Below are 15,470 nucleotides of genomic sequence, written 5' to 3'. Positions count from 1 at the left end.
GAAAGGCTCAACAAGAAGTACAGGAGAACCATCCAAATGAGAACATCCATGCCATCAGAGAAGTCTGTCATCTTCCTCCTGGCAGCCGTGGCGATGGAGGAAACAAAGACGACATATGAAAGGAGAATATATCAATTCAAAAACTGGAAATAAAAGAATAAAATAACAGTGGAAGTACAGAGAAAGGAAAGATGAATTACACACTTTTAAGGACAGTACCAGCTTTTCCGGTCGCAAACTTTCTATGCTTGGCTACAATAAAAACAGACAATGTATGCAATCAATTTTCAGAACAGCATTCTACCTTCGCAGCAACTATGTGAACAAGGAAGGAAAAACGCCAGTAATGCTACACATCTATCTCAACAATGAGCGGATGTCTCTAGGCTCCACTGGCATCACCATCGTGCAGTCCCAATGGGATCGCAAAAAAGAGCGAGTAAAAGGGCGTCACACCGAAGCTCTGAATACGAACTTGCAACTGGATAACATCCAAAGTGGTTTACAAGCCATCTTTCGCAAGTTAGAAATGACAGATGAGCTTTCGTTAGAGCGTATCAAGTCAGAACATCTTGGCAAAAAACAAGATATAGATACCATTATGCAACTCTTTGACAAACACAATGAAGATGTTGCAGCTCGAGTTGGCATCTCAGTCACTGCGCCCACTCTTCAAAAGTATAAGGTCTGCAAAAGACGCTTTTCTGAGTTTCTAAAAGATAAACTCAGACGCCGAGACCTCAAGCTCACGGAGCTAACCTATATGATTATACATGATTTTGACCTATACCTACGCACAGTGGTGGGGCAAAATCCTAATACAGCCACTAAAACGATGAAGACCTTCAAGACTGTCGTCATTTTGGGGCAAAAGTTAGGCGTACTACATCACGACCCTTTTGTCAACTTCCGATTTCACTTAGAGTCAGTGAATAGAGGGTTCTTGACTGATGAAGAGGTCTTACAGATTGTCAACAGGGAGTTGAATATCCCGAGATTGGAGCTGGTACGAGACATCTTCATCTTTTCCTGCTTTACAGGTTTAGCCTACATTGATGTAGCTAATCTTACACCCGACAATATCGTGATGCTTGGTGGCAAAGAGTGGGTTATGACTAAGCGACAAAAGACAAGCGTGGAGACCAATGTGCTGCTCCTCGACATCCCTAAGCGCATTATCAGTAAATATAGCCACCAAATTTATCGTGATGGCAAGCTCTTCCCTATCCTTAGCAATCAGAAGACCAATTCATACCTCAAAGAGATTGCAGATATATGTGGTATCAAGAAGAACTTGACTTTCCACCTAGCTCGACATACCTTTGCGACAATGTCACTGAGCAAGGGAGTTTCGATAGAGAGTGTCTCTAAAATGCTAGGTTATACCAATATCCGAACAACGCAAATCTATGCCCGTATTACCAATAAGAAGATTGAACATGACATGGAGCAGTTTGCTGACAAGCTAGGCAAGTTCAATACGGCTATGGGTATCGGGGAGAATAGCTGGCAATAAATGCAACCATTAAAACCAAATAAGAAGATGAAGACAACGAATAAGAAAGAACTATCCTACTTCCGCTTAAACCCAAATCGGTCATTAGGATTTCTCTGTGTCGTACGGCAAAGAGAAATCCTAATGACCGATTTGGGTTTAAAGGCTCATTCGCCTTGTAGATAAAGGGATATAAGAGGTTTTAGGTCTCTTTTTGTCACTTATACCTGATTTTAAATTATTTATAAATAATAACAGGATGCCCTGTTTATTACAGTGATAGCATCATTTTCAACAAAACATCTCTACTTCTTAATTGTGTAGCTGTATATATTTGTTGAGTGTCGGTTATTTGCTGTCGGATGTATTTATTCTTGCCCAGAAGATTATTGCAGACAAGTCCTATTTCGTAACGTTTACGACGATAATATACGGATATGTCGGCAAAGTATGTGAACGAGACTGAATGGTCGTTGCTATGGTACAACTCATTGTTCCACTCTATTTGGAAATTACCAGGCATAAGAAAGCACTTCAACTGATGACTGAAAGAACGCAAGGGTTCAATATTGAATGCTGCATTACCCTTTGATAGTTGCCTTATATAACGATAAACACTCTTCTCCTCTATGGAGAACCACTCAATAGGTTGCAACGAAAAGGAAAGAGAGATATTAGCAGATTGCGTTTGGAAAGGTACAAAACTATTTCCAATAAGCATCTTATAGTTGCTCCAATTGTAGGAACAGCCAAGGATAGTTGTCAAATGTGCAATGTTCCAACTTTCACTCATTCGTCCATCTATACCATGTGTGGTACTATTTGCTGTAAAATCTGTTGCAAACGTCTGATAAGAGTTGTTTATAACACGTTGCGAATACATACGTTGGTTTCGCATATTGGTAAAGCTATAGCCTATATTGACAAAGAAGCCTTTCAACACGTCTTTATATTCTACAGAGGTTCTAAAAAAATGCGACAGCGTATAGTCGAGTTTCCCGTAACCTTGTCGCATCGTTATATAGTCTGTAAACAAAGGAATGTCTATCGTTGAGGAAAACTCATTAGGTCGCCACGCATAGTTATAGATACCCATAAGCGTTAACGATGGTGTAGGCATGGCAGATATATATAAATGTGGTTCTATGGTAAGCGTGCTTTTATGCTGACTTTCGTAATATCGCTCTGTCCAGTAAAGCGGTGTACTGGCTGTGAGATGAATATTGTTCGACTTGTAACTGAATGTAGGACGAACGAAACTCCTCCATTCCCTATATCTTCGTTTCGCACTTATGCTATCATATTCGATGTTCATTCGTTGTAATTTTGCATCTGTTCCAAAATCGTAGTTCAGATGAATTTTGCCCACTTTATGTCCCCAATAAGTATTAAATCCGCCCAACGTGCTATGTTTTTCCAATCGTTCGGTAGTTTCATTTGATAGCAACAGCAAATCTGGTGCATAATTTAATGAGAGATAGGCATTCGTTGAAATAGAATGTTTACCGTTAAGGTTTCGGATGAAGGAAAGTTTGTCGGTGAGATAGCGTTGACGTGGCTTTACATATTGGCGAGTAACTCTACCATTCAATAGCGATGTACCATCGCTTTGGTCAAAGTCTATATATCCTCGCAAATCATTGGTAAGGTATTGCTTATCCGTATTTTGCTTGTACAGCACCTCTGCATTGAGTGCGTTGTGATGGCTTTGTGCCGACACGTCTTCCATGATTGCCTTGCCACCTGCCATTGTATAGATGGTTGAAGTTGTTCGCCTTTGTATAGTCTTGTCTGCCATTGCATCCAATTGTAGTCGCAAGTCGTTGTTGCCTTTTGTCTTGAAAAGCCAATTTGTAGCAAGCAGGTGTGTTTGGTTAAATCGGCTTCTATCAGTTTCTATATCGGGTGCTGGCAATGAAATATTGGCGAGAATTCCGCCGTCTGTGGGAGCAGAGTCGTCTAAATAGGCAGCCATTGGCGACACTTCCTGTCCAATACTCTTACCTGTGTTGTTGTTTTTATACATGCTGATACTTTGCACTTTTCGCGAGAAGAACATAGAAAAAAGCCTATTGTTATAGAGGAAGTCAGACTTCCTGTCCATTGCCATACCAACAGCAAGGTCTATGGTATGTGTCCATACGTTCTTTGCGCCATCTCCCAAAACGATATTCAGTGCAGCTTGCTCACTGAAACTTGTGTTTTTCAATGCTTTGATTGGTTGATGACGCTCGAAGACTTGTATTTTCTTTACTTTGTCCACATCAATATTTTCTGATGCTTGTGTATATTTTCCACCAAGTAAATCCATTCCCTCAATATAGAACTTATTGATTTTCTTGCCTTGATATTCTATGGATCCATCTTCGTTAATGGCTATTCCTGGCATTTTTTTTAATACATCGGCTATGGTTCTGTCTTGCTTAGTTTTAAAAGAATTGACAAGGTAGTTAAGCGTATCGCCTTCTTGGCGTACCTTCTGCGACTTCACTACCACCTCTTTCAGTTCGTTTGTTTTCTCTTGCAATACAATATGTTGCCCATTCTTGAAATCAGATATGAACAAAGATATTGTTTCGTAGCCCATCTTTCTTACCTCTATTATGCGAAACTCTTTTCCTTTGGCATCAATGGAAAAGCTACCATTAGGGCTTGAAAAAGTATAAGCTATGGTTTGTTTCTCGTTTTTCAAAAACACGGCAGCACGCTCAATAGATGTGTTTTGTGTAGATACAATCTGCCCTGTAAGTATTTGACCTTTTGCCGTGATGGCAAACAAGAGAATTATCCATATGAGAAATGCTTGCTTCATTTCTTGCTCAAATCTTCTATCAACAAAGGAGTCAACTTTCTTTTCTTTGTGTTACCGCTGCCACGCACACCTTTGAGTCTGATGATAGCTTCCTGTGGGTCGGTAGCAGTAAGAACTTCGAGTTTCTGTAAGTCGGATGCATTTGTTTTTATAAAGTTTTTCTTAGCAATAGCAATCTTTTCTCCATATCCTTTTTGTATGCCTGTGCATTCAAAAGTATATTCGGCATTGTCAGAAACTGCTTTCAGTATCAGTCCTGGTAATCCACATAGTTTCCAAGGTCCTTCACTTATGGTAAGGTCGGGCGTATACCATACTGTCCATACTCTGCCACGAAAAGCCGTTCTTGCCTTGTTGCAACTATATTCGGCAATGATGCTGTCGCCATCTAAAAGTTCCCATTCTAACGTTGGCATAGCCTCCTCATACTTAAAGGCTGTATTCCCCACAAGTTCTGTGGTATAAGTAAGTTTGTTTGCTATGGGATAGTTCTTCAATACTACATAGTGTTGTCCTAATTTAGAACTTGCTCTCATCTTGGAACTTGCTGATAGAACCTGAGAAAGATTTCCGCCCGTGGTTTGTACCACACTGTCTAATGTCTGCTGTTGTGTTATGTTAGTGGCAGAATAGAAACTGCTGCTGTGCTTTCCAACCAATAATATCATATCATCGAACAGCTGCGGACGTTCTACACACGACTTAAATGCTGCTTTATAACTAATTTTTAGCGTAGCCGTGTCTGTTTGCCCCCAAATAGAGCTTAGTTTAAAGACGGCAGCTAAAAATATGAGTATTATTTTGTATCTTCGAATAAGGCACAAAAGAAGTCGCATGGCTCTTTTGAAGTTAAATGCAGCCGCAGCGAGCATCACGTTGATGGCATCACCCAAGAGACCCTTGTAGAAGTTCCTCCCCAATCGATGATCTGCCTTGCAGTGCCCGATGACAGGCTCTATTCCTGCTCTCTTGCGGAAGAACATTTGTTTTTTCTTTTTCGTGTGTGGCGAGTCGCTTGCCTTGGGAACACCGGGTATCATGATGTTCGTCTCTCCAATGCGATGGCGGAACTCCACGAGTTCCGTCGGTACGCAAGGTTTGGCGATGGTGAAGGATTCCATTCCGCAAAAATACTGGTAGTAGGCGTTCTCCGAGAACTGTTCCACGACGCTCTCGTCCGAGACGTTGCGAATATGCTTCAGCACTATAAGACCGACCATCAGGCGGATAGGCTTGGCCATGCGTCCGTTGTCCTTACAGTACAAGGGGGCAAAGGAACGCTCAAAGGTTTCCCAATTTATCAGATTGGCAAGTTTGTACATTGGATGGGTGGGATTGAGCATGGATGCCAAGTCCCAAAACATTGATACCTGATGGGTGTTGGATGGAGATTTATACATTGTTGATTTGCAAGATTTTACTATGCAAAGATACAAAAACTTGTAGATATATACAAATAATATAAAGGTTATTTTATTGATAATCAATAGATTATTTACTTTTCAAGGGACGACTGTATAAGCTAAAGGGAAAATGTATGAAATATCTCCCTCGTTTAACCTTACCGACAAAGCCCTGACCCATATTGAAATTCCATACCTTGTTCAAAGCGATTCGTAAAGTGTGTGATTTCTCGTCGGGGAAGACCTACATTCTCTGCCATATTCTCCCAATATTTCATGTTTCTTGTTACATCCATTATAATGCCTCTTGCGGTTGTATCATCCAGCATATAAAGCTCATGGGCATTGTAAAGAGTGTTGAGTGAACTATCGTTTGTGTTGTTATCGATAAGCAATGCTTGAAATATACTGTTCGTAGGATTCATGTCGTATGCAGGAGACAATTCCCACCCCTCCTTTCCAAGTAGGAACGAATGATTTCTAAAGTGATCGTCGGTATTACCAATGCAGATATTGAAGGCAACTCGCTTGTATAGTTCTTCTAAATTATCTTCTATATGGTTGCCACCTCCTGAAATGATAAAATCCACAATATCCAAATAGCCTTTTCCAGTTCTTTGTCCTTCGCCATCAGTAAAGCCAAGGACGGTGAGAGAAGAAGCCATGTGGATTCTCTTGTTGTCTTCGGATCTATCAAATCTTTTAGAGAGGAGTATATCCTGATCAGCTCCTGTCCTAATTACCTGTGTTTCGGCGACGTTGATACCACATTCCTTAGCCATCAGATGGGCGAAATGTTCCCAGCGTGATACGTTGATGTCGTCATTGATGGAAGGGAATTTGGCAAGATAAAGATGACCGCCACTCTGCACACAAGCCTTTGGGCGTGCTCCACCCATTGAGGAACCAGGTTGGAAAAGCCTCTGTACCCACTTCTTTTCTGGTTCCAAATGCTTATACTCACTTTTCTCAATCTCTTTAGCAGCTTGTAAAAGTTCGTCAATGTGTATGGCAGGCGGAACGCTGTAACCAGGCGTAGAGCTGATAAATGCTCCGCTATCTGGATCCTGAAAGCGAAAACCACCCATACGCAGCTCATCTTCCACGCCTTTGAGATAGTCCCAATCAGATAAGGTATGGCTTGCTTTCCCTTCTGTCTCAAGTGAAGTACGCAAGTCTATTAGTCGCCTCCCCCATCTGTCAGGGAGAGCATCAGAAAAACAACCGAAGATGTGGTTATCTCGGCTATATTGTACCCCGGGATATGGGCGGAGGTCTTGCCCAAAGTAAATTTTAGGAAAGGTTTTGAGCCAGTTTTTATCAAACTCAAAAGAAAATACGTCAGAGCCTCTTAGGTATTCATGCCCAAGAGTGCCTACCTTCTCTTCCTTATCCATCCAATCGAAATTGGCTATCACATCTAATTTTTCCATGTGTTATCTTTTTGAAGCTCGTTTCTTATTCTTAATACCTAAGTCCTGTACCATGTGCCCCAACTTATCGTCTTTAGCCAAATGGAGTATATCCTCTTCAAGCTGCAGGGCATTGAGTACTCTCATTACCACACCAAGAGATACTGTAGGCTCACCCTTTTCTAAACGTGAGAGAGTAAGCCTTGTACATTGCGCACGTTGTGCAACCTGATCCATTGTCAGATCTCTTCGTAATCGGGCAAGGCGGAATTGCTCTCCTACTACATTCAACTTCTCTTGTAGTGCTCTGGTCATCCAGTTGGCTTTGGTGAATTTTGTCATAATGTATCTTCTATGGTGCAAAGATACAATAAAATGTTTAGTTTATAATACTTTATTTGTTTTTCTTATAATATTTCTTCATGCCCTCGTTTTCTCCACTTGTCTATGCCATCTGAAAGTTGCTCCTTGATATATTTGTTCAATTCATTGAATAGTGGCTGAAAGTCTTTGTCATCTATGGTAAAGTTCCATTCAAAATCCTTTGATATAATGTATTTGCTATAAATCTCAATTCCTAGTAGCAAATATTCTGCAACCTTTTTTACCGAGTCAAAATATTTTGCGTAAAAGAAGAATTGACTATCTTCCCATGTCTTAAAGTAATAGTTACCTAGTCATCATGAACTTATGTTCTGCTCTTACAGCCTATTGTTTCTTTGACAATAAGCCGGAAGCACTGCCGGTACACGTAGAGAAATCAAGGCAATTGGAACTTTTCTAAAGATTTTCTTATCCCGAACTCGCGTAATTATTTCATACGGCACGATGCTTCCTCCCGAATAAGCACAATGACACTTTCATGGTATCAATACTTCCTCGGAATCATCTATACGTTGATATTCTACTCTCGCAAATCTCAATGCGGTCATTAGAATAACGGCTCTTAATGAATTGCTCTAACTGTATTTTGTTTATTTCCTTATTTAACATTTCAGGTCCAAGGATAATCTTTTTTAGGACAAGAGGAAAATCTGTATTTCCATCTTGACCATCTATCCCCAAATCTCTTTCAACATATGGTGAAAGTATGTTATAAGGTTGTGCTATAACCCAATTTGTTTGTTTATCTGAGACCATCAACAGGCGATGTTCTGCCTCATTCTTAAAATCCTCTGATTTATAGAAAGGCTTATGCTTATCAAGTATGGGAAAACGAAAATTTATTTTATCGTCTTTTAATTTAGAGAGTATCTCATTCATACGTTTTACACTGTCATTTGTCTCTTTATTTATATATAAAACTTCTTTAATCCCAGTCTCTGAATTTTCTTTTGACTCAAAAACCATACAAGCTCCATGTGCATTGTCGCCATAGAAACGCCACATATCAAGTTCGTCTATACGCTCTGAGAAGGATGTGATAAAATTTCGATTAGCCAAAAACAGATTATCTCCTTCTTCTGCAATACTCTCTTGAAAGTTTTTAATTGTATCTGAAAGGAAAAACATTTCAGTTTTATCATTCATACCTACAATTGAATTCATGCGTATCCTTCCACTTTGAAGCGTAGCCAATAAAGTTGAGAAAGAAGTGTATTTTGCAAATTGTTTGCATTTTGATTCTTGTGGAATAAATTCATTAAACATTTTTTGTTCTTTTTCCTTTGAAAGGCAGTAGCACTTTCTTACAGGATCATATATTATTTCCTCCAATTGTATTTGCTCTTCAAAAACAGACAAGAAAGCGTTTCGTATGGCTGTTTTATGTTTTTCCATATTATCAGGTTGTTCAAATATGATGTCTTTAACATCTTGAAACATTATATTCTGTTTGCTTTTTTCATTGTCAAAACGGCAAAAAATTGAAAAAGGTTTTTCGCCCTGATTGATATTGATGAAATACGGAGGCTGGTCGTATTGCGAAGAAACTTTATACAAAGTAAAACTATTACTCATATTACCAGATAGTTGTATCCAAATTCTCCCGTCAAAATTTATCTCGCATCGTAATTTGTGTGATGTATTTTGCACCTCAATACTTATATAAGGATTGTTTTCAGCTTCTTTTATAAATATCTGTTTTATTTTATAAAAGGCTTTAAGTTGAGCACAATGATTTTGCCTATAAGATTCTGCATAACGTTCAATCCTCGTGCTGTAAATGTATTTAGAAGAATGACGTTTTACAAAGGAGTCAAATAAAAAATCCAATAGCCTTTGTTGCAAGTCTGCAATATCTATAGTAGCACTATCATCCAAATACGCCCATTCACCATTTTGAAACATATTGCTTTCCAAAATCTTTATTTTGCCAACAATATCTGCAAGCCCTATGTCGCGCAATTCTTTTACACTAAAAGGCGAAGTGTGTTGCAAAAGATAATCTTGCAGAATATTTATATAGTCATGTTTGAGACCATGAATGCTTTCTATTTGAAGAGAAAAATCCGTCTCAGAAAAATACACACCATAAAAAGGATTCTCCAATAAAAGTAATAAATTGTCTTTTGCCATAAATAACCTATTTCCTTGTTACACTATCTAACGAATAACGAATATTACTTCGCAAAAGTATTCTATATTGAATATCAACAACTTACAATTATATGATACAAATAAGTTTCCTCAATTGGAGTAGTACTGATTAGAAAACATCTTAGGGGTTATCTCTATTTAAATTTAACTTTAGTCTTAAGTTCGCTTTCTTCGCAAATTGCCTTCGGAGCATATTCCTTTAAAAGGCTATCTACTATTATCTTATGGCATTCATCAGCAGATGGAGATAATCTAACTTCTAAACTATTGAATATATCATCTTTCAAATGCATATCATAAGATGTTAAGTCATCAAACCTATTGTTTATGTATCCACTTGAAAGGGTTTCCATTGTAGAGTCTTTTAAATATTCATATATATCAATAGGATGTTTATAAATAATAAATCTTGATTCTTCTTCAAATGTCCACCGTTCATGTTTATATTGCCCAATATTTGAATGATTGATGCTTTGAATGTGTTTTTGAGCGATGGAAGCAGACGCTTCAATATAAGGCTTAATATCCTCTACATATTGCATCGGAAAATAGAAGCTCTTTGTGGTTGTGGGAGGAATCATCACGCACCCATCGTTCAAACAATCACTAAAGGGGATCTTAAATTTCCCCACTGAACCATTACCATGAATTGGTATATTTAAAGAATTGTTCTCTTGGCAATGTTCTACCGTCCACTCATAATCCTTGAACATATCTTTCTCTAAAGCTATTCTAATCCCCATACTATTTTTCCCGTATATTCTCCATAGTGGAATTGCCTCTTTTGGATTTTCAGTCCAACACGATACATAAGCAAGTTTGCCAACATCTATGCCACATGAAGTAATATGTCCTTCCTCCAAGTCATTAAGAGTATCTAATCGGCTAAATCGTATAGTCTTATTCTTTAGAATTAAGGCTAATGTTTCTATTGTTGTATAATGGTAGATTTTCATATTTGGTTTTAAATTTTGATAGATGATTTTATCATCTCTATTTCATTATTGTCTGTAATATGATATAGTTTAAGCACAAAGTTGTCAATCTTTTCGTCAAGTTCCTCAACACGTTTTTGATTGTTTGCTTTCTTCTCAACTGCTATCTCGTCTACCATTTCTTCTAAGTCAGTCTTAGCTTTTTCAGAAATCTCTGGCAGCGGAAAATTCTTTAAGTCTGCAATAAGGATTTTAGGAAAAGCTCCTTTTGTAGCTTTGGGAGAGTGGTTGAAATGGTAGAATGTGGCTAAGCTCGAATTCAGAATAGCCCACAAAACCTTGAGCGACAAAGTTTTTTCCTCTTTATAAATGATGTTTATCAGTTGGGGATCATTTATATATTTCTTATTGACAATACAGGCTATGATTTGGGGATTTGTTATTTCACGAACCAACAACCGTTCAGAACTAAAAAATAATTCATCAACATAACAAGCAACGTGCTTACCATATTTCACATAGTTTCCGCTTGCATAGAAATTAAATTTTGTAATATCTCTGCCATATATTTCTTGAATATACGAATCATCAATTTTTTTATTTGAGTGCCAAAGTCTATTTTCAATAATAGCATTACCCTTTTCTATTCCATAAACTTTAATTAAATCTGATCTCCTATAAGGGATATATCCTTGTGATAAATTGAAAGCCTCTCCAATTGTTAGTTGGTTCGATGAAATCCTGTGTACCAGTTCTATAATCTCTTCTGAGCGAGAAAAAGCCAATCCCCAATTTTGATTTAAATCTAAAAGTTTGTCCTTGGCTATGATTTCAAGTTCTTCATTAATAAGTTCTGAGAATTTGTCTGCGTTGCTTGTATTTCTAAACCCAATCACATCACTGCCAGTGTCAGACAATTGCATATTGAAAACAGTATTGCGTACGGTTACGGACTCAAAGATGTTGAACTGTGAGCAATCTAAGATCTCTATTATTTTCCAATGATTGAGTACAGTGCTCCTAAACACACTCGCATTCATATTAAAGAGCCAAGTATTCGGGACGATGTATCCAAGAGTACCATGGGGTTTTAGAATTTGTCGTGCTAATTCAATAAAATAATAGTATATTTCGTAGTCAGGTAGATGTCCCCACAGTCCCACTATTTTTGTGCGAAGGTCATTCTTGAATGAAACGCCGTAAGGAGGATTACCAATAATGCAGTCGAAGCCTTCAAATCTACCAGTTACATCTAAGACTTCAGGAAATTCATAACGCCATTCAAAAGCATCTCTGAAGAGCGGATTTTCTTTTAAGTCATCTACTTTCTCTTTGAGCATTTTTACATTCTTTCTCTTTGCCTCAACTTTGCTCAAGAAACTTGTTTCCGTGCTTTCAAACGCATCATTTTCTAAAGTTAGTAATTCTAAGTTGGCTTTTGCCCATTCTTTATAAACAGGACTTTTGCTGCTGAGTCCAGAAGTTATTTGCGATTTTATAATTTGAATATCATGTTCAATTTCCTTTTTGTTGGCTTTATCTGATGTCGCTTTGTATGCCTTTACATCATCTTTGTATTTCTTGACAGTCAGAGTCGTGTTAGCTAAAACTTGATTAATATTATCAGCTAACGTATGTTTCATTAATAGAGAATTACCGCATTTGATATTGATATCAATATTAGGCAATGTCTCCAAATGTTTATAATCGCTTGAAGCAGTGTAATAAGAATTCTTTAATAGTTCTATCCACAGACGAAGTCTACAGATATTCACGGAGTTTGGATTGATGTCTACGCCATAGAGACAGTTCTCGATTATCTTTTTCTTCTCATTGAATAAAGTTTCTTGAATTCTCTGGCTCTCAACTTGCTTTGGATGATACTCAAAAAGATTCTCGTTTTCAGCATCACTCACTAACAACTCGTCATTTTCAATGGTAAAAGTGTAATCCTGTTTCTTTATTCTTTTACCATTAGCATCTACCAATATTCCCAACTCGAATTTTATTAAGATAATTTCATTGAGGGCGGAAACGAGGAAATGTCCTGATCCTACAGCAGGATCACAAACCTTGATGCTGTCAATTATCCCATTTGCTTTTACAATATCTAAATCTTTGTTATATATATCCTTGATAGAACTGCAATTCCATTCAAAAATATCGTTAAACTTCTGAACGATGGAATTTCTTATAGACTGCTGACACATATACATCGTGATGTAGCCAGGTGTAAATACAGCTCCGTCTTTATGACCATTGATTTTCTCAAAGATGAGTCCCAACACTGATGCGCTGATTAAAGTCTTATTGTCCTCAGTTATTTCATCGGCTTTATCATTTCCAAAATTGTAGGAGTCTAGGAACAGAAACAAATACTCGATAGTTGAAAGTGCAGAAACATTTCTATATTTCTCCTGTTTTTTAAGAATGCTATTCGATAAAATTGGAAGTTTCTCTTTTTGTGAAAGACCACTTATTTTGATGGTTTTTTGTTCCAATGCACTTATCTCAAATAATGAGCTATTGAGGTATGGCACATTGGGATAATCATTATTGACATCCGTAGTTCGCTTCTCGTAATCAACAGCTAAAACTTGAAAGAATAATCGATGTAGCTCGTCAAAGTCTGTTATTTTGTCTATGGTTAGAAATCGATAATTCTTATCTCCATTGTTATAATTTATGAGTTGAGACTCTAATAATTTTAAGAATAGAATACGATTTATCCATGTGATACAAAGCTGTAATGCAACATTAAACTCCTGTTCCTCCGTGTCTAAACCAAAAGCTTTCAATTCTTTTTCGTTATAGACACTGAGACTATCGTCTGTTTTTAACTTGTTAATAACATTTTCTAATAATGAAGCAGCATAACGATTGTTTCTTTTGCGTTTAATAAAACGCTTACTTGATACTGTTACTTCTTCAATGCCAATGATATGTAGGAGTTCTGTATAGAACGATTTATTTAAGGTGTTGCTATCATTTGTATGAGGCAGTTTCAGGATATGAATATTGCTGAATACTTTGTACAATGGAATTATTTCTTTTAATTTTTTTTCATCATCAAAGGATTTGGCAAATGAATCTAAATTAAAATATGTATAATTAATCTTCTCTAAAATAGTTGCTACATATGGGTAAGCTATTTCATTATAAAAATGAGAGGTCGATTTATCTGTCTTTACCCCATCTCTGAACTTTTTGAATTCTTTTAGAAAAGATTTGTTCTTATAAAATAATTGTTCAAACAATTGACCATCGAAGATAAAGAACTCCCACATATTTGTTGCGATGAGATTTCTTATATCATCATTTTTCTTTTCAACTCTTTCGATAAGAAAATATAAAATAAGTTCATGTAGAGCTTTTCTGTTTAAATCAGTTGTTGATATCATCTCAGATTGATTTGCAGTTCGCTTTGCTTCGATAATAACTCCGATATTGGAGGATTCTCTGTTCCCTAGATGAATTGCCCAATCAATATTATTGTCTTCAGGCTTGTTAATTTCATAATCTTTATAGAATGTGGATTTAAGAAAATCACGTAAGTGAGTTTCTTGGTTCCCTTCTATCTGTTTATCTAATATTTTGTGATAGAATTCAGATAATGCTGTTTTAAACTTCAATATATCTTCCTTAACTACAGGTTGTTGATAATAAATTTTATTTATCGATTGTTTTATCGTTAGTTGTGCCATAACTTATTATTTCTTATTCTTGCTCATAATAATATGAATAGTCAATACCTTTCATGAACATTTCTCTGTCATCAATCTTGGTGGTGAGTGCAGGCAGTACCAAGGCTTTGATGTACGTGCTATCAGAAATACTCTCACGCATGGCAGACAAATATTCGTTTTTATCTATCTGACTCCAATCCACACACCGTTTGAGAGAACGTTTTAGCATGAGGTCGATCCAAATGCGAGTGCTACGACCATTACCCTCCATAAAAGGATGAGCAACGTTGCATAAATTCGGCTGCACTCTACCATTAGTGAACTCGTTCACATGGTACTCGTTTGCACGAATTTTCATCTCTACATACTTATCCATTATCTCGTCGAAGGTTGTTTCGGGCATTCGCTCTATTGTGTGCAGGGTTTCAGGGAAGTGCATACAATTAGCAAAGGTAAAACCATCTTTTGAAATATTTTTGGTACGGATTTGTCCTGCAAAGTCGTACAGTCCTCCAAAGAGATAAGCGTGTATCTGTTGCAGACACTTGATACTGCCAGGTTCTGCCGTTTGCAAGATGCCACTTTCAAAGAGTTGGTAGGCTTTCTTCTTACTCTGTCCATCGATGGTATTGTCGCTGTAAGTAAACCAATCAAGAAATCCCATTGCCTTGACATTGGGTATTGCCTTTGCCAACAAGATTACTCCCTCACTATCTAACGTATCTGTCAATCGTTGCTTTCCGTCAGGAGCTTGCAGCTTCAACTGGTTAGTGGCACTAACCAGTTCGTTATTCTCCTTCTTCAACTTAGTTTTGAGATATTTCCAATAGTTCCTCGTCTTTTGGTAATTATCTTGCTCGTTAATCGCAGCAATGATGTCCAGCACAGAGAACCACCACTTATTGTGTGTGTCGTCCCACACCGCCCTAACTTCACGGTCGTTGAAAAAGCGGATAGATGTTTTATGCTCTGCCATAATAAAGTTACTCATCTGGGGTGTTAATCAATTCTTTTGGATTGACTTGTAAGATCTCTGCTATTTGAAATAGCAATTCGAGGCTTGGCTGTCGACGGTTGCAAACATAGGAGTTGACAATAGTGAAACTCTTGCCGAGTTTCTCTGCAAGCCATGTTTGCTTAATCCCCTTCTCGATAAGCACCTCTTTTATTCGGTACTGTCCTATAAAAG

At 37.5% G+C, this 15,470-nt stretch carries 11 protein-coding genes and 2 pseudogenes; 3 read left to right on the top strand and 10 right to left on the bottom strand.

Features of this window, described 5'->3' with window-relative positions:
• Together ETF27_RS11830 and ETF27_RS10210 are read left to right on the top strand one after the other, a co-directional pair.
• Positions 1 to 153: pseudogene (locus ETF27_RS11830) on the top strand (IS256 family transposase); the annotation flags it as partial.
• Between the two features lie 121 nt (positions 154 to 274).
• Positions 275 to 1,516, top strand: coding sequence for a site-specific integrase (locus ETF27_RS10210; protein ID WP_181951306.1), 1,242 nt, complete (start codon positions 275 to 277; stop codon positions 1,514 to 1,516).
• 250 nt (positions 1,517 to 1,766) lie between these two features.
• Here ETF27_RS10210 and ETF27_RS10205 read toward each other — a convergent pair whose 3' ends face one another.
• The 5 genes from ETF27_RS10205 to ETF27_RS10185 all read right to left on the bottom strand — a co-directional run bounded on the left by ETF27_RS10205 (position 1,767) and on the right by ETF27_RS10185 (position 7,709).
• On the bottom strand, positions 1,767 to 4,307 hold the full coding sequence (locus tag ETF27_RS10205; RefSeq protein WP_147785792.1) for a carboxypeptidase-like regulatory domain-containing protein: 2,541 nt from the start codon (positions 4,305 to 4,307) through the stop codon (positions 1,767 to 1,769).
• Complete coding sequence (locus ETF27_RS11775; protein WP_158635993.1) at positions 4,304 to 5,707, bottom strand: GLPGLI family protein; 1,404 nt, start codon at positions 5,705 to 5,707, stop codon at positions 4,304 to 4,306. Before ETF27_RS11775 ends, ETF27_RS10205 begins: the two co-directional genes overlap by 4 nt.
• 161 nt (positions 5,708 to 5,868) lie before the next feature.
• Complete coding sequence (locus tag ETF27_RS10195) at positions 5,869 to 7,143, bottom strand: type II toxin-antitoxin system HipA family toxin (protein WP_147785791.1); 1,275 nt, start codon at positions 7,141 to 7,143, stop codon at positions 5,869 to 5,871.
• Between the two features lie 3 nt (positions 7,144 to 7,146).
• Positions 7,147 to 7,464, bottom strand: a complete 318-nt coding sequence (locus ETF27_RS10190) for a helix-turn-helix domain-containing protein (protein WP_009434262.1) — start codon at positions 7,462 to 7,464, stop codon at positions 7,147 to 7,149.
• A gap of 65 nt (positions 7,465 to 7,529) precedes the next feature.
• The gene (locus ETF27_RS10185; protein WP_147785790.1) at positions 7,530 to 7,709 is read right to left on the bottom strand and encodes a hypothetical protein; all 180 of its coding nucleotides are present in this window, start codon (positions 7,707 to 7,709) and stop codon (positions 7,530 to 7,532) included.
• 92 nt (positions 7,710 to 7,801) lie between these two features.
• Here ETF27_RS10185 and ETF27_RS11565 point away from each other — a divergent pair.
• Positions 7,802 to 7,906 (top strand): annotated as a pseudogene (locus tag ETF27_RS11565) (IS982 family transposase); the annotation flags it as partial.
• Between the two features lie 101 nt (positions 7,907 to 8,007).
• Here the strand turns inward: ETF27_RS11565 and ETF27_RS10175 are convergent.
• The 5 genes from ETF27_RS10175 to ETF27_RS10155 form a co-directional block, all read right to left on the bottom strand.
• Positions 8,008 to 9,639 carry a DUF2971 domain-containing protein gene (locus tag ETF27_RS10175; protein ID WP_147785789.1) on the bottom strand — a complete coding sequence of 544 codons (1,632 nt, stop codon included), beginning with the start codon at positions 9,637 to 9,639 and terminating at the stop codon, positions 8,008 to 8,010.
• A 155-nt stretch (positions 9,640 to 9,794) separates the two neighbouring features.
• Positions 9,795 to 10,616, bottom strand: a complete 822-nt coding sequence (locus ETF27_RS10170) for a DUF2971 domain-containing protein (protein WP_147785788.1) — start codon at positions 10,614 to 10,616, stop codon at positions 9,795 to 9,797.
• A gap of 8 nt (positions 10,617 to 10,624) precedes the next feature.
• Positions 10,625 to 14,299: a type IIG restriction enzyme/methyltransferase gene (locus ETF27_RS10165; RefSeq protein WP_147785787.1), complete on the bottom strand. Its 3,675-nt coding sequence runs from the start codon at positions 14,297 to 14,299 to the stop codon at positions 10,625 to 10,627.
• A gap of 13 nt (positions 14,300 to 14,312) precedes the next feature.
• On the bottom strand, positions 14,313 to 15,272 hold the full coding sequence (locus tag ETF27_RS10160; protein ID WP_193557217.1) for a Fic family protein: 960 nt from the start codon (positions 15,270 to 15,272) through the stop codon (positions 14,313 to 14,315).
• The gene (locus tag ETF27_RS10155; protein WP_147785794.1) at positions 15,265 to 15,465 is read right to left on the bottom strand and encodes a helix-turn-helix domain-containing protein; all 201 of its coding nucleotides are present in this window, start codon (positions 15,463 to 15,465) and stop codon (positions 15,265 to 15,267) included. Before ETF27_RS10155 ends, ETF27_RS10160 begins: the two co-directional genes overlap by 8 nt.
• Positions 15,466 to 15,470: the final 5 nt, after the last annotated feature.

The organism is Prevotella brunnea (genome assembly GCF_008016795.1).
Classification (GTDB): Bacteria; Bacteroidota; Bacteroidia; order Bacteroidales; family Bacteroidaceae; genus Prevotella; species Prevotella brunnea.
Note: the sequence above shows the minus strand (reverse complement) of the source record. Positions and strands in the feature narration are given on the sequence as shown.